This is a genomic window from Bdellovibrio sp. ArHS, assembly GCF_000786105.1.
GTDB lineage: Bacteria > Bdellovibrionota > Bdellovibrionia > Bdellovibrionales > Bdellovibrionaceae > Bdellovibrio.
The window spans coordinates 1-21,960 of sequence record NZ_JTEV01000030.1; the positions used below are offsets into that span (position 1 = coordinate 1).

At 48.2% G+C, this 21,960-nt stretch carries 21 protein-coding genes; 11 read left to right on the forward strand and 10 right to left on the reverse strand.

Translation table 11 applies throughout. The features are described from left to right. The 3 genes from OM95_RS14710 to OM95_RS14720 form a co-directional block, all read left to right on the forward strand. Positions 1-795: amidohydrolase family protein (locus OM95_RS14710; protein WP_041875411.1), on the forward strand; the 795-nt coding region annotated here is incomplete at its 5' end. Then, complete coding sequence (locus tag OM95_RS14715) at positions 761-1,621, forward strand: cyanophycinase (protein ID WP_291516529.1); 861 nt, start codon at positions 761-763, stop codon at positions 1,619-1,621. The genes OM95_RS14710 and OM95_RS14715, both read left to right, overlap by 35 nt. A 64-nt stretch (positions 1,622-1,685) precedes the next feature. Next, a complete protein-coding gene (locus tag OM95_RS14720; protein ID WP_041875414.1) occupies positions 1,686-2,228 on the forward strand; it encodes a hemerythrin domain-containing protein in 543 nt (180 codons plus the stop codon). Here OM95_RS14720 and OM95_RS14725 read toward each other — a convergent pair. Then, a complete protein-coding gene (locus OM95_RS14725; protein ID WP_041875417.1) occupies positions 2,222-2,896 on the reverse strand; it encodes a cupin domain-containing protein in 675 nt (224 codons plus the stop codon). The genes OM95_RS14720 and OM95_RS14725 overlap by 7 nt on opposite strands. A 221-nt stretch (positions 2,897-3,117) precedes the next feature. Between OM95_RS14725 and OM95_RS14730 the strand changes: the two genes are divergently transcribed. From OM95_RS14730 to OM95_RS14750, 5 genes are all read left to right on the forward strand, one after another. Then, positions 3,118-4,497: a DUF1254 domain-containing protein gene (locus OM95_RS14730; RefSeq protein ID WP_291516531.1), complete on the forward strand. Its 1,380-nt coding sequence runs from the start codon at positions 3,118-3,120 to the stop codon at positions 4,495-4,497. A 123-nt stretch (positions 4,498-4,620) separates the two neighbouring features. Then, positions 4,621-6,411 carry a sensor histidine kinase gene (locus OM95_RS14735; RefSeq protein ID WP_041875491.1) on the forward strand — a complete coding sequence of 597 codons (1,791 nt, stop codon included), beginning with the start codon at positions 4,621-4,623 and terminating at the stop codon, positions 6,409-6,411. A gap of 172 nt (positions 6,412-6,583) precedes the next feature. After that, on the forward strand, positions 6,584-9,325 hold the full coding sequence (locus tag OM95_RS14740; protein ID WP_041875423.1) for a PKD domain-containing protein: 2,742 nt from the start codon (positions 6,584-6,586) through the stop codon (positions 9,323-9,325). 1 nt (position 9,326) lies between these two features. Next, the gene (locus OM95_RS14745; protein WP_041875426.1) at positions 9,327-10,043 is read left to right on the forward strand and encodes a hypothetical protein; all 717 of its coding nucleotides are present in this window, start codon (positions 9,327-9,329) and stop codon (positions 10,041-10,043) included. Between the two features lie 194 nt (positions 10,044-10,237). After that, positions 10,238-10,987 (forward strand): murein L,D-transpeptidase catalytic domain family protein, encoded by a 750-nt coding sequence (locus tag OM95_RS14750; RefSeq protein WP_291516533.1) that lies wholly within the window; start codon positions 10,238-10,240, stop codon positions 10,985-10,987. A 66-nt stretch (positions 10,988-11,053) separates the two neighbouring features. On the opposite strand, the gene OM95_RS14755 is transcribed toward OM95_RS14750, so the two are convergent. Together OM95_RS14755 and OM95_RS14760 are read right to left on the reverse strand one after the other, a co-directional pair. Continuing rightward, positions 11,054-12,871, reverse strand: a complete 1,818-nt coding sequence (locus OM95_RS14755; protein WP_041875429.1) for a TonB-dependent receptor — start codon at positions 12,869-12,871, stop codon at positions 11,054-11,056. Between the two features lie 24 nt (positions 12,872-12,895). Beyond that, positions 12,896-13,498 (reverse strand): energy transducer TonB, encoded by a 603-nt coding sequence (locus tag OM95_RS14760; protein WP_291516535.1) that lies wholly within the window; start codon positions 13,496-13,498, stop codon positions 12,896-12,898. 116 nt (positions 13,499-13,614) lie between these two features. On the opposite strand from OM95_RS14760, the gene OM95_RS14765 reads away from it, so the two are divergent. Further along, positions 13,615-14,565 (forward strand): putative sulfate exporter family transporter, encoded by a 951-nt coding sequence (locus OM95_RS14765; RefSeq protein WP_041875431.1) that lies wholly within the window; start codon positions 13,615-13,617, stop codon positions 14,563-14,565. A gap of 68 nt (positions 14,566-14,633) precedes the next feature. On the opposite strand, the gene OM95_RS17410 is transcribed toward OM95_RS14765, so the two are convergent. From OM95_RS17410 to OM95_RS17415, 4 genes are all read right to left on the reverse strand, one after another. Beyond that, entirely contained in the window at positions 14,634-15,161 is a 528-nt protein-coding gene (locus OM95_RS17410; protein ID WP_291516538.1) for a hemerythrin domain-containing protein, read from the reverse strand. Between the two features lie 130 nt (positions 15,162-15,291). Beyond that, positions 15,292-15,657 carry a hypothetical protein gene (locus OM95_RS14775; protein ID WP_041875433.1) on the reverse strand — a complete coding sequence of 122 codons (366 nt, stop codon included), beginning with the start codon at positions 15,655-15,657 and terminating at the stop codon, positions 15,292-15,294. Further along, entirely contained in the window at positions 15,629-16,063 is a 435-nt protein-coding gene (locus OM95_RS14780) for a hypothetical protein (protein WP_041875435.1), read from the reverse strand. Before OM95_RS14780 ends, OM95_RS14775 begins: the two co-directional genes overlap by 29 nt. A gap of 41 nt (positions 16,064-16,104) precedes the next feature. Continuing rightward, positions 16,105-16,467 carry a response regulator gene (locus OM95_RS17415; protein ID WP_291516540.1) on the reverse strand — a complete coding sequence of 121 codons (363 nt, stop codon included), beginning with the start codon at positions 16,465-16,467 and terminating at the stop codon, positions 16,105-16,107. 208 nt (positions 16,468-16,675) lie between these two features. On the opposite strand from OM95_RS17415, the gene mtnN reads away from it, so the two are divergent. After that, positions 16,676-17,422, forward strand: a complete 747-nt coding sequence (gene mtnN / locus OM95_RS14790) for a 5'-methylthioadenosine/S-adenosylhomocysteine nucleosidase (RefSeq protein WP_041875437.1) — start codon at positions 16,676-16,678, stop codon at positions 17,420-17,422. A 22-nt stretch (positions 17,423-17,444) separates the two neighbouring features. Here mtnN and OM95_RS14795 read toward each other — a convergent pair whose 3' ends face one another. The 3 genes from OM95_RS14795 to OM95_RS17420 all read right to left on the reverse strand — a co-directional run bounded on the left by OM95_RS14795 (position 17,445) and on the right by OM95_RS17420 (position 20,616). Next, positions 17,445-18,140: an endonuclease/exonuclease/phosphatase family protein gene (locus OM95_RS14795; protein WP_041875439.1), complete on the reverse strand. Its 696-nt coding sequence runs from the start codon at positions 18,138-18,140 to the stop codon at positions 17,445-17,447. Then, on the reverse strand, positions 18,130-20,280 hold the full coding sequence (locus OM95_RS14800) for a VTT domain-containing protein (protein ID WP_041875441.1): 2,151 nt from the start codon (positions 20,278-20,280) through the stop codon (positions 18,130-18,132). Before OM95_RS14800 ends, OM95_RS14795 begins: the two co-directional genes overlap by 11 nt. A gap of 93 nt (positions 20,281-20,373) precedes the next feature. Next, the gene (locus tag OM95_RS17420) at positions 20,374-20,616 is read right to left on the reverse strand and encodes a hypothetical protein (protein WP_291516542.1); all 243 of its coding nucleotides are present in this window, start codon (positions 20,614-20,616) and stop codon (positions 20,374-20,376) included. A 10-nt stretch (positions 20,617-20,626) separates the two neighbouring features. On the opposite strand from OM95_RS17420, the gene OM95_RS14805 reads away from it, so the two are divergent. Beyond that, positions 20,627-21,904, forward strand: coding sequence for a DUF1214 domain-containing protein (locus OM95_RS14805; protein WP_291516544.1), 1,278 nt, complete (start codon positions 20,627-20,629; stop codon positions 21,902-21,904). Positions 21,905-21,960: the final 56 nt, after the last annotated feature.

Here is a 21,960-nt window from a genome sequence, read left to right on the forward strand (position 1 = left end):
GGTTTGACCGCCTACTGTTATACTGGCGGGTATGATTGTCCGCCCAAAACTTTGACGGGCTCTGTGCGCGATGATCTGATTTATATTCCGGAAGTCATTGGGGTGGGCGAGTTGGCGATCGCGGATCGTCGGGCTCCAGAACCCGAGATCAAAGATTTGGCCAAAGCCTGCATTGATTCATACGTCGGTGGCATGTTGGCAAATAAACCAGGGGTTGCGCACATCCATGTCGGCGACGGCGCTCGTCGCATGCAATCGTTGCGAGATCTGATGGAAAAACACGTTGTGCTGCCTGGAAATTTTCATATCACCCACATCGGACGCAGCGAGGCCTTGATTAAAGAAGCAGTGGAAATGGCCCGACAGGGCTGTTATGTCGATCTGGATTTGTGGGATCGCGACTTTAGCTATTGGTATCAGGTGTACAAAGAACTGAAAGGTCCGTTGGATCAGTTGACAGTATCCTCCGATGCAAGCAAGGGACCACCGGCAGATCTTTGGTACGAAATAAAAGCCTGTGTTTTACAACACGGATTTAAACTTGAGGAGCTACTAAAACACTTTACTAGCAACACCGCACGGGCCTTAAAGCTCAGTCGTAAAGGGCACCTGGCCGTGGGGTGTGATGCGGACGTTGCGGTCTTCGACAAGAACACCTTTGAGATGAAACATGTAATATCTCGGGGACAGATTCTGATGAAAGATGGAAAATTAAATTTCATTAACAGACCTCCTGACTCAAGAAGGGAATTTGATGTTTATGGAATCCGTAAAGAAGAAGATTCGAAGATCTGAAGCCCGGCATGTCAAAGTGCTTCATCCCCAGGGGACGCTGATCATTATCGGTGGCCGCGAGGATAAAACGGGTGAAAAAAGAATACTCAAAGAAATCGCCGCCCGGGTTCATGGAGGAAAGCTCATCATTATCACGGCCGCCAGTGAAGTCCCGCACGAAGTGTGGCCCGAATACCGGGAAATTTTCAAAAAATTAGGCGTCAAAAAAATCGAGCACTTCCATTGCAATCAACCCGAAGAAGTTCGCACCATGGATTTACAAAAACTTTTTGATAAAGCCAAAGTGGTTTTTTTTACTGGCGGTGATCAACTCAAGTTGACGAGCAAGCTGGGAGGAACTTTGGTTATGGACTATATCATCGAAGTTTTTAAAAAAGGGGGCACCTTGGCGGGAACTTCCGCCGGGGCCAGTGTCATGGGTGAAATCATGCTTGTCGGTGGGGAAAATGCCGAATCTCACAAAGTGGGAAACTGGATGATGGCTCCAGGTATGCGTTTCGTGGAAAGTCTGATTATCGATCAACATTTTGCCCAGCGCGGACGCATCGGCCGATTGTTAGGGGCTGTGGCTCTGAACCCCGGCGTTTTGGGAATTGGGATTGATGAGGGCACGGCGATCATTGTCGAACAGGAACAGTTTCGCATCATGGGCGAAAATGCCGTCTACGTACTTGATGGCCGGGGCGTGACATACACCAATATTTCAGAGGCGTCTGCGGACCAGACGATGTCTATTCATGATGTCAGACTGCATGTGTTGTCGGAACCCGAAGTTTTTGATTTGAAAAAGCGCACCGCCTTATCCATGTCTTCGGGCAATGGATAGTGTCCCTCACTTGCCTTCTTTGCTGAGCGGTTGAATATTATAAAATTTGAAAAGCGAGGAAACTATGCTCATTTACGATGCTCTCCGTAAGGATCATGATGAAGTCAAAGAACTGTTAGCGCGTCTTATCGAACTTGAGGAAACTCAAACAGCTTCGCCTCAGCGAACGAAGTTGATCGAGCAAATTGTGGAGACATTGATTCCACACGCTCGAGCGGAAGAAGCCGTGCTTTATAATTCACTGCGGATGTTGAAAGACTCTAAAGACGATGCCATGCACGCGTATCGCGAGCACATGGAGGCCGAGGCGCTTCTGCGTGTTTTGCAGGTGCAGGATAAAGCAAATATGGCTTGGAAAACCACGGCCAGAAAACTTCAATCGTCCCTGGAACACCACATTCAAGAGGAAGAAAATCATTTATTCATGGTGGCTCAAGGGCTTTTTACCGATGAAGAAGCCGAAGCAATGACTGACGAGTTCAATGATATGAAGATGGAAGTCAGCGAGAAAGGTTTTATGGGGACCACCTTGGATATGATCACTAATTTGATGCCCCCGGCGATGTCGGATGCTCTTCGAAGCAATAATAATCGCCACGTTCAATAAGGACTTGAGCTGCTTTTTCCCCTCAGGACCCCCACAGAAATATGGTAAGAGTCGGTCAGGGCTAGGGCTTTATGCCAGTAGCCCGCCGGAATATAAAGCCAATCACCGGGCTTCAAATAGCAGCGAATTTCCGCGCGATTGGTTTCTTTACGAAGATCCTCGGCCTGAGACTCTTTGCGAAGCGAAGCTCCGGGATTGACAGAGTTCTTGCGAAGACGGAATTCTTTTTCGCCATGGCTTTGGATGACGAACACATCTTCATAGTCGTAATGCCAGTCAAATCCTTCCTGCCCCTCAGGAGTGCAGTAAAGCTGCACATCGATGGGCGCCTTAAAAAGGCGGTAGAAGTCGCGAGCGATCGCCGCAAAAACGGGATGTGCTTGTTCCGCGTGACGAACTAGGACTGTGCGCCCCTCGATAAAACCTTTTCTGGCCTGACTAAAAGTCAATTGACCGGTGTTGAGGTTTTCATCCGTGGGCAGTTGACCCTGTCGCGGAAGCCAACAGTTTTTGTGACCCGTAAAAAGAATCTCATCCAAGGTATTCCAGGAAAGGCTCTTGCGAAGAAAGGCCGCTTTTTCCGGCGCAGCGTAAGGCTCGCGATATAAGTGATTCGTCGAAAAATCTGATAGGGTCATGGGTGCAAGAAGCTGTTCGAGTATCGACATGATCGGGTCCTTGTGGGATGAGGCTAAATGACTGAATAATATGGCGCGAAGACGACCACAAGTTACGATTGATTACATTTTGGACGATCTATGGAAGAACTTCATGTGCAAGGGAAGTAGTGTTTGATTGCATATCAGTCGCTGTATAATTTCAGTATGAAGAGGAGTCCTTGGACTCCTCTTTTTTTTTGCCGCTAGGATGAATGTTGGTGGGGGTGGCAATGCGGCTGTTAATTTTGGTGTTAATGGTCCCAAGTATTTTGTGGGGCCAAACGGAGGACACCCGAGCTCGTCAATTGGAAGTGTTGGCAAAGAAAGCCACAATCTATGCCTATCCGCTTGTCGAGAACGCGCGGGCTATTTACGAGCAGTTCTACAACCGTGATTCCAAAGCTTTTAAGGCCCCAGTCAACACCCTTCGGACCGTGGCAACTCTTCCAGACGCCAGTTTTAAAACCCCGTCGATGAATCTAGATGTCGCTTATGGCTACCTGTTAATGGATTTACGAGCAGAGCCTTTTGTAATTTCACTGCCCAAAATCACTAAAGACCGTTACCACTCCGTTCAGATCATGGATCTTTATACGCACAACGTGGACTATCTGGGTACTCGCAAAGATGGCCGGGAAGAGGGGCCGTTCCTGATCGTCGGTCCTACCTGGACGGGAAGTGCAGCAGGTTTTCGGCGAATTATTAAAGTTGAAACCGAGTTCGCGCTGGCTCTTTTTAGAATGCAGATCTTTGACGAACCCGACCTGGTGAATGTGCAGGCTTTGCAGTCGCAATATAAGGTGATGCCTTTAAGCGTTTTGCAAAAAGGGACCGCCGTGCAAAAACCTGCCTTGATATTTCCGCCTGTTCTGGATGTGAATGATGTGGATTCCTACTTTGCCACTTTCAATTTTGTTCTAGGATTGTCGCCGGTTTTAAAAAGTGAAAAGGCCTTGCGTGCGGACTTTGAATCTTTAGGACTTGCCCCAGGCCAACCATTTGAGTTGGCGCGCTTGAATCCTGAGCAAAGAGCCGCCCTTCGCAAAGGATACGCAGAGGGGCTGCAAGAAATTCGCGAAGTGGCGCAGAATACTGGAGATACCCGTCACCTTTATGGAACGCGGGAGTTCTTCAAAGAAAATTATCTGAACCGCGCCGTGGGCGCTTTTTTGGGGCTTTATGGTAGTTCGAAAGAAGAAGCTGTGACCGTGGCCTGGCGTGTGGATGAGATCAATGAAGGCGAAAAGCTGGATGGTTCCAAGTACAACTATATGTTGCGATTCACAAAGAACAACTTGCCACCGGTGCGCGCCTTTTGGTCGTTAACGATGTATGATGCCGGTTTGAATTTGGTTAAAAATCCCATCAGCCGCTATCACATCAGCTCGCACAATTTATCAAAGTTGAAACGTGATGGTGATGGTGGCTTAACCATTCACTTGCAAAGAACTTCACCGGGACCCACGAAAGAGACCAACTGGCTGCCGACTCCCGCGGGGCCCTTTGTCGCCGTCTTAAGAATGTATGCGCCTATGAAAGAAGTCAGAGAAGGTCAGTGGAAGAAGCCAGCAATGACCGCAGTAAATCCGTCCGCTCTTTCGAAGAAGTAGCGATTGTGTTGACCTCAATAGAATCGCAAAGAATAATAAGAGTACATGTACTTAAATGAACTCCGGAAATACATTGTTGCGTTCATACTCTTTTTTGCCACGAACGCAATTGCTAGTCTGCAAATGCAGTTATCCACCGGGGTGAGTTCCCCTCAGGCCACAAACCCCAGCGAAGTTATTTTTGCAGATCAGAGCGCGCCGGATCTGGCAATGGGCTATAGTGCAGAGGATTTATGGATTCGAGTCACACTTTTTAATGACTCGGACTCAGTGGAAAAGAAAATTCTTTACTTGGATTCTCCCTTAGCAGGGCGTCTTTCACTGTATGGTGCAGACGGAATTGAACAGATTTCAGGACCGGGGGTTCCTTTACAGGACCGTCTTTATCATTCTCGATTAGGTGCTTTTCCGCTGGAACTTAAACCACGCTCTGAAGAAGTTTTGTACCTAAAAAGGGACTCCCATCATGCCCTCAGCGGGCGAGTGGTGATTGAGGACGAAAGTACTTTTTTAAAAAATGAGATGACCGCCAAAGCGATTTTCTTTTTTTACATCGGCGGAATTCTTTCTTTAGTTATCTATAATTTTTTTGTGGGTCTTTCGACGTCACAGAAAGATCATCTTAGTTACGCGGTGTTTGCTTTCAGCTTTGGTGTCACCGCGATGGTTCTGCACGGAGTCTTCGACACCTATCTTTTTCCTCAGGGACATTTCGTTTTTTCGAACTATTTGATGTTCTTTTCCTCGTTGACTCTTTTGTCAGCGACCCTCTTTGTGCGACGCTTTTTGAATATCGGCAGAAGTTTTTGGGTCGGTTATTACGGTACGATTCTGTTTTGTGGCTTGGCCCTCGTCACCGTGTTCGTCAGTTTTTTTGCGCCCAAGCATCGCGAACTTTTTGTGTTCGGCTACTGGATTGATCTTTCTATTGCCGGTGCGATTCTGTTCTTTATTTTTTGCGGGTTCTATTCGCTGATAAAACTGAAAAACCGACTGGCTCTTTACTTTTTAGCCAGTTGGTTGGTTGTTTTGGTTGGTACGTTCTTTTGGATCGCGTCTTTGCATGGCCTCGTCAGATCGACCAGCTTTACCCAATACTCGTTGCTCTTTGCAAATCTGGGAGAAATGTTGGTTTTGTCCTTGGGACTTGCTTATAAGCTGAAAACATTGGATCGGGAGAAGCGTCTGGCGCAACAGGCCGCGGGCGACAAAGAACGTTATCATCGTCTGGTGCGGGTGTTGTCCCACGACGTTGCCAATACAGTGTCGGGGCTCATGTATCATTCCGAGATGTTGGAAGAATTAGCCCAGGAACCGCAGATTCGCGAACATGCGCGAAAAATAGGTCTTTCCATTCAGCGTCTGGATAAAATTCTTCATGCTGTCCGTAACGAAGAAGTGGTCTATTCATTAAAATCAAAAAGCCCACTGCAGACGGTGGATCTGGGGGCCGCCTGTGACGAGGCGATTCAACATTGCAGCTGGCAACTTGAAAATAAAAATATCCAAATAATAATCGACGTGCCACCAGGCAAAGTCGTCAAAGCGGACCCTTCCGCCCTCGTAAATCAGGTTTTGCTGAATCTGCTTTCGAATGCGATTAAGTTTTCCCAGCCCGGTCAGTGCATCACCATTGATTATATCGAGAAGCCAGAACATCTGGGATTAAGGGTGAAGGATCAGGGGGTCGGCATCCCCGCCGAGGACCTGGAATATATCTTTAAAGGGAAAAAACTTTTTTCGCGACGGGGAACCGCCAACGAAAGCGGGACCGGACTGGGCACCACATTGGTCAGCGACTATATGCACCTTTTTGGCGGGGTGATCGAGGTGGAGTCCACGCAATCCTTGCGGGGTGAGGGTTCTGGGACGACCGTCATTCTTCTTTTTCCTAAACGCCCTTCGGCGACATAGCTGTCTGAATAAAGTTTCGACAAAAAATGAAACTTCGAAAAATCCTTTTTAAAGCGTCAAATCTTTAGAGAGTCTACATAGTCATGATGATCCACGGACTTTAAAAAAGTTGAGAGAGCCAGTGAATGGGTTGAGAATTTAAACATAATAATTACCAACCCAGGAGTTTTCCATGAACAAAGGGATGCGATTAGCTGCAACAGGATTGTTGTTACTGTTGGTGGGGTGTCAGAAGGCTCAGGAGAATAGTGAAGTGATGGATCTTTCCAGCTCCACATTGACCTGCAAACCCGGCTCGCAAAAGATCAGCACGTCCGACCTTAAGATCGAAGGCGAGTCTGTCGGTCAGACCAACGAGTCGATCCGCTATAAGCTGAACGAGCAACTGTCCTGTGATAGCACTCAGGAAGTCGTGTGGAAATCTGCCGGTGGTACGGCACGAACTGCCAGCAGCGTCACTTCAGTATATAAAAAGGCCGGAACGTACATCATGACGGCCAAGGTTCAAGACATGAGTGGCGTCACTTCGCAAGAAGTGTCCTTTAAAACCGTGGTGGTTGCTGGCGAACCTGTGATGTTGGCGCCGACAGTGGGAGTAGCTGGACAGCCCGTGACTTTCGACGTGGGTATTCCTGAGACGATGACTCTTTTAGATGCTTATTGGACTTTCGGTGACGGCACGCCGTCCGTCAGCTCGATGGAAGCGATTCAACACACCTACGCTAATCCCGGAACTTACACTGTGAAAGTTCTTGTTGTTGGAAATCCTGGTGGTGAGAAAATGCTTTCTCAAACTATTGTGATTTCTGAAGAAGAGGATCAGGTGGTTTGTACGGCGGCCGCCGCGATTTCGGGTCCTTCTGAAGCGAAGGTGGGATCTCCGGTTAGTTTGTCTCTTTATATGCCACAATGTTTGGCTGATCAGGTGGGCGCCATTCGTTGGGCCTTTGGTGATGGTGGCTCGGCATCGGGTCAAAATGTTCAGCATACCTATACCGCAGAAGGCACATTTGAGGTCAGCGCGGTGTTGCTCAAAGGTGATTCCAGTCAGGTGCTTTTCAATTTGAAACATATCATCACCGTGACTGCGGCCTCTCAAGAACCTGATCCAGAACCAACGCCCGAGCCGGAGGTTCCAGGTTCCTGCACCGTGAAAGATCAAACTCGTGAATCTCAAGGTGACATCTATTCAGAGACAATGGCTTGTGGCTTGAATGGTTCTAAAGAAATCTCTTATCGTGATGTGATCAAAGAACAATGTCAGTTGGTCAACGAGAAGTTAAGTTGGGTGGAAACCTCTCGAGTGAAAGAAGTAACCAATGAGGGTTCTTGTGAGGGGCAGTCATGCCGCTTGCCTGATGGAAGTGTTCTGCCGCATGGTGGATCGAAGGTGTTATACTCGACCAGTTCGCCTGTCGGCTCGTGTGCTAGTGTTTCCCAGGAAAGAGTGTGTAACAACGGAGTGCTTTCAGGCTCTGATTCTTACAACCAAAACTCTTGCCACAATGGCTGCGGTGATTTCGGTTCGCACGGTACCGTGAAGACAGAAGTCGTTACAGGCGAAGTGAAAGTGTCCTTGACTTGTGCCTTCGGAGAAACCGGATTCTTTGACATCTTTAACGAGGTTGCAGACCAAAAATGTCAAGACGGTCAAATTATCAGTTCGAATACTCGTCAGGGTTCGATTAAAACGGCCGGCGTATGTCCCACATATAAATATGTACCCACAGAAAACTACACAGCTTGTACGGCGGATTGTGGTGGTAAACAGGCGCGCATCTTCGTTTGCGTGGATGACAAAGGAACGCAAGTTAGTAATGAGCGTTGCGTAGGTCAGGTTTACCCGGTGGAAGAACGAGTTTGTGATGGCAATCCTGAAGCCGTTCGTCGCCAGGAAACCGCAACCTCTGTTGAAGAAGCGAATAGTTCACAAAAATGTCCTTCGAATCAAATTGGTGTGATCGTCAATAAACGTAATGTGACGACTGTCAGCACTTACGCGTGTATTGATCATCAGGTGCAGTTAGCAGGAACGGAAACTCAATACAGCGCTTGGGTGGCTGAAAGCTACTGCCGTGACTATGTGGCCCGACGTTGTTCGCAAGACAGCTTGAGTAACTCGCAAGCGCAGGGTCGCTATGAATGGATGGTGAAGTGTCAGGATCAATTGCCTCTAATTAAAGAGTTCCTGACTCAGTTTGAAGATGTGAAGGCAAAATCGGGCAAGACATCGGTAGCTTTGAACTCGAACGGACAGCACTTGTATCCGACATTCATGAATCGGGCTTACAGCCCCGAAAAACCTTGGATTGCACCGACTTCGAAAACTGCCGCATGTAGCATGCCTTCGACGGTCTATGTGGCCACGGTGTGTGTGTCTTCATGTGCGACGCCGGAACAGTTGATTCTGGCTCAGGAAGCGGGCAACACAGAAATGAAGTATGTGCCTTTCATTGAAGCGTTGACGAAGAACTATGCCTTTGTCGCCTCTTTGCAAAGCGCGCAAAGCATGGGCAGCAAAGCGATCCAAAAAACAAAAGTCGATCAGTGGATCACAGAGCTTATGGAGACAGAACACGATATCCTCCAGTTCCGTATGAAATCGGGTCGCACCCTTAAAGTCACTCCGAACCATCCATTGGTGGCGGCAAATGGCTTTATGCAGTCCGCGCAGGATTTCAAAGTCGGCGAGGATTTAGTGCAACTGGGTGGTGTGTTGGATGAGATCGTTTCGATCACACCGATGAAATATACAGGAAAGGTTTACAACATCTTCGTTCAGTCGACGGCGATTCATCACAATATCCTGGTTCTAAATGGATACTTGAACGGTTCGGCGTACTTCCAAAACGACGGAGCTAAAGAGTTGAACAGATCCTTATTCAGAAAAACTCTGACTCGAGGAGCATTCTAGAATGACCAAAAAACAGCGGGCCCTTACGGGGGTGGCAGTTGCAGTCGGAGGAGTCATGCTGGTCATGACTTCTCTTTCTGTTAAAAAGGACTCGGTTCATGAAAATATACAGGCCGTGCCAAAGGCTGTCGATTCTGTTTCTGTTCCAGAGGCGGCGAAATCGGCACAGGTTCATAGTGATCTGCCACTTGCTAAGATGGCGAATGTTCCGGTGGCGGAAAGTGCGCCTATCTGGAAAAACTATCCCTACAAAAAAGAACTCAGTGCCTTTCATCGTGTGCACAGAAAGGTCTTCTTGAACGAGGACGAAAAGAAAATGCGCCAAGAACTGCTAAAAGATCCACGAATGATTTCTTCATTAGGTGAGCTTTTGCAGACCCCTGCGTTGACGGTGGATGAAGTGATTTTGCAAAATGTGGCGTTGGATCTTCTTTTGGAATCACTGCGGGAGGTTCCGGCAGGTGAAGCCGTGGGCGTCCTTAAGGACATTGTCAATAATGGATACATAGAAGATAGTACGAAAAGTTTAGAGTCGCGAAAGTCCTTGGGCGAGGTGAAAGCAGAGATTTTGTATCAGTGGTCCTCGTTGCAGCCGCAAAAAAAATCCGAAATTGAAAGGCTGCTCCCGGGGCCGGTCAGTCGAAAAATTTGGGAAAATGTCCGCTACCAGCAGGAAAACAATTTGGCGGAATCTGCTTTAGAACAAAAAGGCCAATAAACTTTCGCGTCCTTTTTGTCGAAACACATTTTCATTTCTGTCAGAACACATGCTTTGTCCTAGCTATTAAAGTTCCTCTCGAAATCGGCCCCAGCCTTGGTCCGAATCTTTATCCTTCCGTAACGAATTTTTCTATCGCGTAATCTTTCTCCTTTAAGGTTTGTTCATGCACATCAAACAACTTTGGAGGTTGAATGCAAGTGACTGTTAACAAATCTTTCTATTCCCGTTTTACAGCGACTCTATTGGTAGCTTCTTTTATGATCCTGGCAGCTTGCGCGGGAAATGGTGGTGGAGATACAGCCGCTCTTCCCGATGACACTACAGAGGAACAAATTGTTGGCAATCCGGGAGCCAGCGCTTCAGTACCCCGAGATGCCTCGGAAAGTCTTTCAGACTCGCAACGCGAGGGCATTTTACAAAAATACAACTACGTCGATCCGACGCGCATGGTTCGCACGGAGGCTTTAGCTAAGGCCTTGGTGTATTTTGATGCTAATAAAAACAACCTGAAGAATCAGGATTTTGTTTCGGTGATTGATTTTGGCAAAAATTCTTCAGAGGCGCGCTTCTACATTGTGAGCATGAAGACCGGAGCTGTCTGGGCGATTCGTGTCGCGCATGGAAAAGGCTCTGATGCCAACCATGACGGCTTTGCCGAGAAGTTCAGCAATACTTCAGGGGCCCATGCGAGCTCTATCGGTTTCTATCGCACGGCCGAAACCTATCAGGGCGGTCACGGCTTGTCGCTCCGCCTGGATGGCCTGTCGACAACGAATTCCAATGCCCGGGCACGCGCAGTTGTCATTCATGGCGCGGATTACGTTCAAGACACCAATATCAAGCAGGGGCGAAGCTGGGGATGTCCCGCGGTCTCAATGCAGAATCTTAAAAATGTCGTGAACTATCTTAAAGGCGGCAGTTTGATTTACGCGGTTAAATAACCTCGTCGAGTTTAGAAAAAGAAAGAAAAAATCGGAGATGACTCTCCGATTTTTTCTTTTTCCGAATTAGAACCAGTACTCGCCACCCACAGAGGTGTTAAAGCCTTCGGAATAATAGCTATAGGTCTCTTCGTAACGATGATCCGCCAGATTATTTAGACGTGTGTAAAGAGTGAGCTTGTCATTGACGGTATAAGAATACGCAGCATTGGCTGTGACATAACCCGGGATGCTAATCACGTCCGTTGCACCATTATCCAAACGAGTTCCCGCAGCAATAAATTCTAAAGAGGCGGAATGTTTGTTATCCCAGCCTTGAATATATCGCAGGCTTCCATTCACCAAGGGGCGACGTAACAACCAGCGATCGTTTTCAAAGTCGCGAGGTTCTTGATAGCCATAGGTAGCGACAATGCTGGACGCTGTGTTCGGTCGGATTGTATAGGCCACGTCAACGCCACGAGTTTCTGATTTCGCGACATTGTTGTATTTGAAATTTCCGGGGGTTCCCGTAATTAAGAGTAAATTGGAAAACTCAGAATAGAAAAGGGTCACAGAAACATTTTGAATGTCGCTGATAATCCATTCTTGCATCAAACTGTATTGGTTGGCATTTTCGGCTTTCAAATCCGGATTTCCATAACTGGAGTAAAGCTGGAACAAAGACGGAATTTTATACCCCGAGGTTGCTTCAAGCTTGGTATTTTCAAAAAGCGTTAAACCCACCTGATAGGTGCCGACAGGGTCCTGGTCACCCCAGTTTTCCACGCGGCCACCGAGAGCCAACGAATAATTTTTATTCCAGACATAATCCGCTTTTAGAAAAAGACCGCGCTGTTCTGAAAGGGTGTTGATTTGTTCAGCGCCTTTTTTTCTATAAACGAAGTCCTCGTAAATATAACTCAATCCCCCTGTGAGCGTAAGTTCGTCTCCTTTGAACGGGGTGAAGTCCAGGCGTACGGAGCGCAAATTGGCGCCGTAATCATCTTCAGTGCCCGACGGATTGTCGGGGCCAAGAACCGGCCAGTCGTAGCTGCGCAAGCTGTTTTGCGTGCTGATGGCTAAGCGAGGCTCCCACGGAGTCTGCGTGAATCTTAGGTTGGACGAAGCGCCGATTTGTCGGGTGTACTGCTCGAAGTTTTCAGTGTCATACAGAGCATTGTTAGCACGACTGGAAGCGGGCGAGGCATTCAGATCCTGAAGAAAATGAGCCTTGATATTTCCTTCAATGTTTCCCTTCCACGCATAGGTGCCCTCTGCATTCCAATTATTGCGAATGTATGTTTTCGCAGAGCCTAAGACTGGTGATTCTGCATCTTTCCACGCTCCGTGGCCACGCATGATAAACGCATTGTTTTCATCAAGTGCTTCGGTGTGCACGGCCGTGATGTCGCGAAAGTTCTGTGTGCCGATCTGCGCCTGCAGGCCTGTTTTGGTTTTAAACTCGGCAGGAATTGTATCAATCTTAATAACGCCACTTAAAGCCTGACCGCCGTAAAGCACCGTTTGACCACCCTTGATGATCTCAATACGGCGCACCGATTTGATATCCAGAGAATTGAGATTGAAGGTGCGTTGAATCGTTGAGGCATCATAAAAGGGCACGCCATCCACAAGAATCATCACGTGGCTTGCATCGCCGCCGCGAATGAAGATGGAATTAGGCTGATAGGGCGTGCTAGTTACCGTGATATTGGCCTGGCTGGACAGCAAAGTCGTGATGTTCGGTGCGCGCGATTCGCGAATGGTTTCTTCATCGATCACGATTTTGTTCGAGGTGTTAAAGATGACGTCTTCAACAACGGTTTCGAAGGAGGGAATGCTTTCCTGTGCTTGGGCAGAAAGTCCCATCAACAATGACAATAACAGGCTTGAGTATTTCACGGACTTTTCCTTTGCGCTAAGGTCCTAGTTAACTTCCAATTTAAATCTATAGGTGTAGCGAATCTTAACGGCAACAGATTCTTCGCCTTTGAAAGCAGGTTGAAACTCGAATTTTCGCAAAGCCTCAATCGCCGACTCGTTCAGGCCATGGCCGGGACCGCTCACTAATTTCACATCGCGCACTTGACCCGCTTTGTCGATGATAATCTCTAAAACCACGGGACCATCGACGCCGGCTTTTTTCGCCTCTTCCGGGTACTGGGCCTTGATTTCTTTTTTTACCTTCGGAAAGCGCGTGATTTCGCCGTACGAGGCCGTGCCACCGGAAAACTCACTGCCGGCGGTGGATGTTGGCGAGGAATCCGCTTCTAGCGCAGAAGGTGTCGCCACCGCGGGCTTTGTTGGCTCATCCGTAGAAGAGGTCTGGGGCGTCGGCGAAGGGGGGCGAGGAGTCGGCGTTAAAGGCGTGACTTCCTTTGGCGTTGCTCCCGCGCCTGGCAAGTCCATGACTGTAAGATCAACAATCTCAACGGGCTCGGCAGGCATTGAGGTCGCACCCCAGTGCAAAGCCGTTACAGCCAGTAAATGCAAGACAAGTGATAAAATAATCCAATACGCTAGTTTCAATCCTTTGAACTTCTCACAAAAAAGTTTGAAGTCAAATGCGGAGTGCTTTTCGAAAGTTCTTTTTTTGCAGAAATACGAGATTGAAGTCGGCGCCCATTAAAGGCAGGATTTGAAGCATGAATTCTCAAAAAATCGCTCGTATTCTTTTTCCTTTTGCCGCCGTACTTTGCTTTCATCCGGCTGTTTCTTCCGCCTTAGCGCTGATTGCTGGGATGGTCTTAGCTTTGACTCTGGGCAATCCTTATCAAGAGCGCACGAAGGTTTGGACGTCGCAATTGCTTAGCCTTGCGGTGGTTGGATTGGGCGCCGGCATGAACTTGATCACCGTAGGACAAGTTGGAGCCCGGGGCATCGGCTATACCGTCGTCGGAATTGCCGTCGGTCTTTTATTGGGCACTTTGATGGGCCGTTTATTGAAGGTGGAAAAGAACACCTCCACTTTGATTACTGTGGGAACCACCATCTGCGGAGGCAGCGCCATCGCCGCCGTGGCGCCGGTGATTCGCGCGCGTCCACCGGAAGTTTCGGTGGCTTTAGGAACGGTGTTTTTGCTGAATGCTTTAGCCCTGTTTATTTTTCCTCAGATTGGTCATCATTTTAATTTGAGTGAAACCCAATTCGGTCTGTGGAGTGCGTTGGCTATTCATGATACCAGCTCTGTCGTTGGCGCCAGTCTGCAATACGGTCCTCACGCTTTGGAAGTGGGAACGACCGTCAAGCTGGCTCGGGCTTTGTGGATTGTGCCGATCGCGTTGGGTATCGGACTGCTATATAAAAATCAGGGACAACAGGCTGGCGAAGCGAAAGCCAAACGGCCATGGTTTATTCTGGGATTCTTAATCATGGCGGGAATTATGACTTGGGTGCCTGCATTGCAGCCGGTGGGTCATGGAGTTGAATGGGTGGCGAAAAGACTTCTGGTTCTGACTCTTTTTCTGATCGGCGGAAACCTTACTCGGCAAACGGTCAAAAGTGTTGGTATCAAGCCATTTATTATGGGCGTGGCACTTTGGATTGTGATGGCCACTGGATCTTTAGCCGCAATTCTTGAGGGTTGGGTCCACTAACTGCATGTCGATGATTAAAAGAGCCATCGCATAGCGACGGCTCACATCGTCGGGTCTCATAAATTAGGTTAGTGACGAGCGTGAGTTTCTCGTTCATGCGGGGCATCCATGCCTCCGCGCTCAAGCAGGCGTGTTTTCAGATCCAGGAAAAGTTGCCCGAGCTTTTCGCGGTCACTTGTCTCGGAATGTTTCTTGAAATCTGGAAGTAGTTCGTCTTCTTCCTCTTCAATATGATGCTCGACCAATTCCGCTAGGACTTTGACCCGCGCGCTCCAGACATCTTCATCTTCCGTGCGCAGAATTTCTTCGACCATTTGATCTGCCAACTGATGTTCGACATCTCCCTCAAAACCACCTTCGCGCAGTTCTTCATCGCTTTTCATATAGCGATAAAGGGATTGTTCTTCTGGTTTAGCGTGGCTGATAAGAAGAGGAGCGAACTGGGCAAAAGCCTCTTGTCGTTCCTCAAGACCTTTTTCAGAATCTTTCATCACCTCGATCAACTCTTTCAAAGGTTTATGGTCTTCCAGTATCATGTTGATGATGTCGAGTTCCGCATTTTTTCCAGAGGAGATTTTGGTCTGCTTTTTACTCATGAGTCCTCCCTTAGTATAGGAATTAATTAGAGCAAGGAGGATGCCAGGAAGGGCCTATTGTAAACTCATTAAGACCGCGATGTTTTCAATCTCGGGGATTTTTTTCTTCTGACCCTGGGAAATATATCCCTTACAATTCACAATCTAAAAAACCGTAGGCGATGTGCGTGAACCCTTCGTCTAGAAGTTTCTGCGCCAATTTTTGATAAGCCCGTTCGACGGCAGAGGCATCTTGCGTGACCACATACTGTGACTTCGCCAGATGTTCCAACATCGAAGATATAGGGGCCGGATTGGGTAAATCCGGTGCATCGTAATCATGCTGTTCCAGGCACCACTGAATTTTGGCGGCAGGGAAAATTTTTTGACACAGTCGAGGAACTTCCCATTCGTTGTTTTCTTGTGTGCCCAAAGTCCACGTCAAAAAACACGCACGGATCGGAACTGCATTTTGTTCCGCAAATTTTTTAACCAGTTGGAAAGAGGCGATCTGCAAATCCGCACCGTGTTCGCCGCCTCCCCGCCGCAGGATCGATCACCCATTCGGCCCAGTGTTGCAGCTTATTTCGCTCGCAATATTTCAGCAGAACTAAAGCTTCATCTGGATCAGGAAAAACTCGCATCGGCGTCGGCATCCAAGCGCCGTCAGTTATAAAAAGGCGAGACGCGATGCGGTTGATCTTAACTTGCAATTGCTGATTCTGAATGAAAGCTAAACTTCGTAAAATGGGAAAGCGCGGATCTTCCGCCACGACAAAGGGAAGGCGGGGGTCAGAGCTCCACCATTTTTGATAAAGCTCGTCCTGATAAAGCTGTGCGAGCTCATGGTGGACATTCTTTTTTAGTGTCTGATCTTTGGAGATCGTCAGCCAGATCCTATTGAGTTCTTCCGTTGCAAGCATGCCTTCATTATGTCGAGGATAATGAAGCGCTTAAAGATGTTTCATGGCAAATGAGTTGTCACAGCTTTCGCCATGGTGGCGCGCTCAACCGGCTTGCGCAGCCCCTCCTGCGCATTAAACACATCCACCCATGTTTTAAGATCATCGCGACCGCTGATAAGAATTTTTTTGACTTGATCGAGGTGAGACAATGCGGTGAATTTTTCACAGAAGTCCATGGTCGACATGTCTGGAAAAGTGAGATCCATCAGGATGAGGTCGGGAGTGTTTTTCTCTAGGTACTGAAGAGCTTGATGGGCCGAAGAGGCTGTTGCGATCTCGTAATCGGTGTTCTGCAAAAATCGCGTGTAGAGCAGCAACAGGTCCTTAGCATCTTCGATGATAAGTATTTTCTTTGCATTCATGCTAAGTCCTCCCGGGGACGATTTCTGACGTATTGGAAATGTTTGCCAGCGAACAAATAAGAAGGGAAGGTTTCCTTCCGGATTTTCATTCATGTAATTGCTTATGACATATGTGCTAAACGATCTTTTGTGCGCTTTTTAACACGAATCGAATGACGCGCGACGATGAGGTGAGGAATTGCGGCGATTATTTGTTAAATTTCTTTTTATGAAAAAGCATCTCATTATAGCGGCAATGGACAGTGAATTCAGTGAATTGGTTAAGGCGGACGGTTTTACCTGTCGCACGTTGCCGCAAACGGATGTAGTCTTATGGGAAAGATCCAGGGGCCGCAGTAAAATCACTGTGGCCAAAACGGGGGTAGGGCCCATCAGTGCCGCGATGATCTTAACCCAAATCCTGTCGGAAGCGACCTACACAGATGTTCTTCTTCTGGGCTTGGGAGGAGGACTGGATTCACGCCTGACCGTGGGCGATGTGGTGATCGCAGATCGAGTTATACAGCATGATGCTATTTGCACTTTTGACGATCGCACCGAAATCATGGCTTGTGGCGACCTTCATCTATCCCTGGCTCCTGAAAAGCGGAAAAGTATTTTTATGATGCCGGATCAGAGCCTGAATATAAAATATCACGAGCATTTATCTGAGCAGTCCTTTCAGGTGTTTCAAGGAGACCTGCTGTCAGGAAGTGAGTTTGTTGGCGCCTTGGAAAGAAAAAATAATTTGAAGAGTCGTTTTCCCACGGCCACTCTGGTTGACATGGAAGCTTGTGCCGTTGCCTATATCTGCACCCACAGAAAAATTCCCTTTGCGGTTGTGAAAACAGTGGCCGACACACTTCATCCTCAAGCTTCCCGACAGTATCTTGATTATGTTCAATCCAGCGCGCAGAAATGTGTGGAGCTTATTTCCTTTTTGGAAAATTCAAAGAACGCTGAAAGCGCGCAGTGATTTCTCTGGCGTCGGGTGTATTTCAATAAAGTTTAATCTCTGCCATCAACGGGTAATGGTCGGAAAAATATTTGACGTTTTTGGCTTTCAAAACTTCTGAGCTTTGTACTAAAATCGCGGGACGACACCACATGCGATCCAGGCGGAGGAACGGGGCGCGAGTGGGAAATGTGGGACCCGAGGGAATGGGATGTAAAACCGTATTTAGTTTTTTCAGGGCGCCCGAATAAGTCTGCCACTCATTGATATCACCACCCACGATCAGTGGAATTTCGCTTTTGCGGGTCAGTAATTCATTCAGTTTTTTCATCTGTTGATTTCGTTCAGAAGGTTTTAGACCTTTGTGGGTGTTGAGTATATGCAAAGGGCCCTTGGGGGTCGCCAAAAAGACTTCCAGAATATTTCGTGGTTCGCGCCCCGGGGCGCTGATGTCGATGATGTTGTAATTTATTATGGGAAAGCGAGATAAAAGGGCGTTGCCGTACCAACCCAAAGTGTTTTGCATAGTCGGGGCCGAGATAAATGTTTTAAAGTGGTCCGTCTTAAGTTCCTCAATATCCGTGACCGAGTCTCGATCAGCGAAGCGGGTGTCCATTTCCTGAATTAAGGCGACATCGATATTCTGATGCTTTAAAAAAAGTCCGATCCGCAAATAGTCTCTTTTGCCGTCAATCCCTCGAGCACCGTGAATATTATAGGTGACGACTCTAAGAATCATACTGCTTCCTGCGGCGCCACCAGCGAGTTAGAAAATACGAAGCGACGACCAACAGCATCCATAAGACGATCCCCAAAATCAACATGCCGACAGTTCGCGGTGTCGGGTGCAGGAATATCTGCGTGATGGAATCTCCCACCAAGCCTTTCACGATGAAGGCAGGAAGAAAGCCAAAAAAACTTCCTAAAAGAAAATCAGAGAAGCGCAGCGAAGAGATGCCCGCAGCCACGTTGACGATGCTAAAGGGGGCCACGGGAATCATTCTTAAAACCGTGACGCCAAGAACGCCGGCCTCTCGGAACTGATGATCGATTTTGCGCAGGCGGTTGCCCAGAAAACCGTTGAGTCCGCGTCGCCCCATCCACCGACCCAGATAAAACATCACCGTGGCACTGATCAGAGCGCCGGACATTCCATAAAGCGGCCCTAAGATTGAGCCAAACACAGCGGCGGTTATCAAAGACATCAGCGTCACAGGAAAAAGAATAAAACCACCAACAATATATGCACCCCAGACGAGTAACAACGCCCAGGGTGATTGGCGCGCCGTCTTTAAAAAACTTTCGACAGATTGGGGACTGAACCACGCCATATGTTCATTGATAAACCAGACCAAACCACTGACGGCGAAAATGAAAAGCAAAGCGATAGGAACCATGTATTTACTGGGGTTGCGAAAAATAAAAAGAGCTTTTTCTTCTCCCACTTGGGGATCCGCTACCTTGTTGGCGATGGACTTAAAGTTCTGTGTGGTGAACTGGGCATCGTCGATCTCGAAAAGGCAATAGGCGCCCGATATGCAGGGACTCATCAGTGCTTTGAACGGCTGAGGCTCGTGCATGACTCGGTCAATTTCTTCCACCGTCCGACCGGCGTGCTCGGCGATCAAGTCGTTGCGAAGATGAACGATATGACGGCGCTCTTCGCTATGGCGTCCTTGGACCACGAAGTCACACTCGGTGTCGAAGGTCATCGAACGATTGGTCAGATTCGAGGACCCCACCACGAAAAAATTGTCGTCGATCACCATCACTTTGGAATGAATGCGCTTATGCACTACTTTGTTCTTTTCATTTAGAACACCGGAGCAGGCAAACTGCACCCGGTCTTTCGCAACACCGTCTTCCACGCTTCGTTTGAAGTCGATGCGACTGGCCCACATGCCTTCGGATTCAAAGACTCCTTGAGGATCATATGAGCTGACCAGCAACGCACGCAGATTTTTTTCGCGACGTAGGCGATCGTTCAGTGCCACGGCAATTTCCTGCGACGTGAGGAATTGATTTTCGATATAGATGAAGTCTTTGGCCTGATGAATGAGATCTAAATACATATGAAAGACTTCCCGTGAACCGCGGTCGTCTTCCGTAGCGGGAAGGGTGCGCGCGATGGCGCCCACCATGTCCGAATATGCGACTTCAAATTGGCGGGGCCAGACGGCCGGCAGATCCTCGGGAAAAGACGGGCTCGCATTGACGGGAAGAGCTTCATATCCTGCGGCTTGCAACCAACGTTGTCGGGCCAGTTCGGCGAAGTGTTTGACAATCGGTCCATCTACCAGAATTTGCACGTCATGGTAAGGGCCGTAGGGGCCATTGGCATCGGTGCGCTCGGGATCATAGATATGATGAGCACGTTCATCCCAACGCTGACGTGCGATATCCATGCCGCCGGAAAAAGCGATTTCATCATCCACTAAAATAATCTTCTGATGGTGGCTGCCGCCTAAAGGAATTGTCTGATCCAGACAGAAATGAATATTTTCAAGCCCCTTATTGATCCAGATGTATTCGCCCATGAATTCGCGCTCGCCCAGAAAGACAATTGAAGAATCCCAGGGTAGGATGTAGATTTGCAGAGCGGGATTTTCCTGCGCTTTTTGCGTCAATAAATCTACCACAATGGATGGTCGGGACGCCTTCATCTCTTCGTCTTTCCTAAGAAGACGGATGTTGCTGTCGATCTCCCACCCGATAATGAAGACAGATTTTTGTGCTTTACTGAAAGCGTAGTGCAAGGCGCGATAAAAATCCGCACAGTCAATAAGAACTCGGCCATGGTGAAAGTGATCCACACGCCAGCAATTACGGCCGGGAATGAAAATAGATCTCTCTGACGATTTAAGAAGATCGCCTCTCATCGGATTCCTTTTTTTTGATTCTCGATCATATCAAGGGATTGGCCTCAACGCGGCCGAGTATTTTAACAGAACTTCGGCACGAGGGCTTTTAAGTCAGAAGTTTGTTAAATACCACGCAAGAAAAGAGGCGGGTTGCTTCTCGTCACGGCCTGAGTGCGGTGCTTGCTCTTGCGGAACTTCCTTCTGATTCTGATTGTATTCAGGAGGACGTCCTATGCAGTTCATTTTTGCCACGATGATACTTTTCGCCTCTTTAGGTGTCGCCGCGCCTGAGCGTCCTAAGGACATGAATTCTGCCACCGACTTATATCGTTTCTGGTACCCCACTGTATCCATGGAGGCCTTCATGGAGGGTTTGCGAAAGCAGGGGGTGCAAGAGGGGGTAAATATCTTCAGTGCCATGCCCGATGCTCCCCTGACGAAATTGACGACGGATCCGAATTTGCCTTTTGTGGCGGCGGTGGTGGATCTTTTGCAAAGTGCTTATGCTGTCGAAGTCCCCGCAGGGGCTTTCTTGGGATTTATCAATGATCATCATCAGCGTTGGATCATGGATCTAGGCTTGATGGGGAAGGACGCGGGTAACGGCGGAAAGTATGTGATTATTCCGTCTGAATACAAAGAGCCGATTCCCCCGGGTTCTTACGTTGGAAAATCTGCGACCCGCAAAGTTCTGATCCTCGTCCAAGCCGTTCCTCAACCGGGACAAAGTCTGCATGCGGCCCAGGATAGTCTTGAAGAGATCCGTATTTACCCGCTGACATATTCAGAGCCTTCGAAAGCTCTGACTCTTGTTCGTTATAAGGGAAAGAAAGCAGATATGACTGCGGTGAAATGGGAAGACAATCTTCAGTATTGGCAAAAGTTGGCACAGGTGATTCAAGACGAGTCATTGCCTCAAAAGGATCAGGAAATGTACGATCAGCTGAAGACGTTTGGTATTCAAAAAAATCAAATCTTTAAGCCGAACGAGTCGGCGAAAATTTTTTTGGCCGCAGCCGCCAAAGAAGGGAAAAAGCAACTACTGAAGACGGCTTTTACCTCGGACCGACCCGACCGCGTGAATTGGGGCGATCGACGATGGGAGTGGGTGCTTTTAAGTACGGACCCATCCTGGGCTCTAGAACCGGAAAAGGACCCCGGAGCCCGTGACCGTTACTTCGTTCAATCGCTGGGCATTTCCGCTGCGCAGATGAAGCGCGACTCGGGGGTAGGCACTTTGACCTGGGGGGCGTATACAGATGGAAGTGGCCGAGCCTTTGACGGTAGTAAGAGCTATAAGCTCAGCATTCCTTTGCCGGTGCCGACAGAGTTTTTTTGGTCTGTCAGTCTTTATGATTCGGACACGCGAAGTTTTCTTCAGAATGGAACCAAAAAGTCATCGTTGCGCTCTTTGGAGGAATTGAAAGAGACCAAGGGATTGAAATCCATCGATGTTTATTTTTCACCCAAGGCTCCCTTGGGAAAGCAAAAGGTATGGATTAAAACGATTCCTGGGAAAAAATGGTTTGCCTACTTTCGAATTTTTAGTCCTGGGAAGGCCGCCATCGAGGGACCCTGGAAGTTGGGGGATATCCTGGAGATGAAATCTGAAACCATAGCAAAGAAGTCAGGTCGACATTAAATTCCTTCAGCTGCAAATCTGAATCTTTCTTTATTTGATGGACTGCGGTGCTCATT

What these genes read in the sequence shown, in the direction of transcription:
- OM95_RS14715 (WP_291516529.1), top strand. Translation starts at nt 761, where the DNA reads ATGGAATCCGTAAAGAAGAAGATTCGAAGATCTGAAGCCCGGCATGTC.
- OM95_RS14720 (WP_041875414.1), top strand. Translation starts at nt 1,686, where the DNA reads ATGCTCATTTACGATGCTCTCCGTAAGGATCATGATGAAGTCAAAGAA.
- OM95_RS14725 (WP_041875417.1), bottom strand. Translation starts at nt 2,896, where the DNA reads ATGTCGATACTCGAACAGCTTCTTGCACCCATGACCCTATCAGATTTT.
- OM95_RS14730 (WP_291516531.1), top strand. Translation starts at nt 3,118, where the DNA reads ATGCGGCTGTTAATTTTGGTGTTAATGGTCCCAAGTATTTTGTGGGGC.
- OM95_RS14735 (WP_041875491.1), top strand. Translation starts at nt 4,621, where the DNA reads ATGCAGTTATCCACCGGGGTGAGTTCCCCTCAGGCCACAAACCCCAGC.
- OM95_RS14740 (WP_041875423.1), top strand. Translation starts at nt 6,584, where the DNA reads ATGAACAAAGGGATGCGATTAGCTGCAACAGGATTGTTGTTACTGTTG.
- OM95_RS14745 (WP_041875426.1), top strand. Translation starts at nt 9,327, where the DNA reads ATGACCAAAAAACAGCGGGCCCTTACGGGGGTGGCAGTTGCAGTCGGA.
- OM95_RS14750 (WP_291516533.1), top strand. Translation starts at nt 10,238, where the DNA reads ATGCAAGTGACTGTTAACAAATCTTTCTATTCCCGTTTTACAGCGACT.
- OM95_RS14765 (WP_041875431.1), top strand. Translation starts at nt 13,615, where the DNA reads ATGAATTCTCAAAAAATCGCTCGTATTCTTTTTCCTTTTGCCGCCGTA.
- OM95_RS17410 (WP_291516538.1), bottom strand. Translation starts at nt 15,161, where the DNA reads ATGAGTAAAAAGCAGACCAAAATCTCCTCTGGAAAAAATGCGGAACTC.
- OM95_RS14780 (WP_041875435.1), bottom strand. Translation starts at nt 16,063, where the DNA reads ATGCTTGCAACGGAAGAACTCAATAGGATCTGGCTGACGATCTCCAAA.
- OM95_RS17415 (WP_291516540.1), bottom strand. Translation starts at nt 16,467, where the DNA reads ATGAATGCAAAGAAAATACTTATCATCGAAGATGCTAAGGACCTGTTG.
- mtnN (WP_041875437.1), top strand. Translation starts at nt 16,676, where the DNA reads ATGAAAAAGCATCTCATTATAGCGGCAATGGACAGTGAATTCAGTGAA.
- OM95_RS14795 (WP_041875439.1), bottom strand. Translation starts at nt 18,140, where the DNA reads ATGATTCTTAGAGTCGTCACCTATAATATTCACGGTGCTCGAGGGATT.
- OM95_RS14800 (WP_041875441.1), bottom strand. Translation starts at nt 20,280, where the DNA reads ATGAGAGGCGATCTTCTTAAATCGTCAGAGAGATCTATTTTCATTCCC.
- OM95_RS17420 (WP_291516542.1), bottom strand. Translation starts at nt 20,616, where the DNA reads ATGGATACAGTGGGGTACCAGAAACGATATAAGTCGGTGGCAGAATTC.
- OM95_RS14805 (WP_291516544.1), top strand. Translation starts at nt 20,627, where the DNA reads ATGGAGGGTTTGCGAAAGCAGGGGGTGCAAGAGGGGGTAAATATCTTC.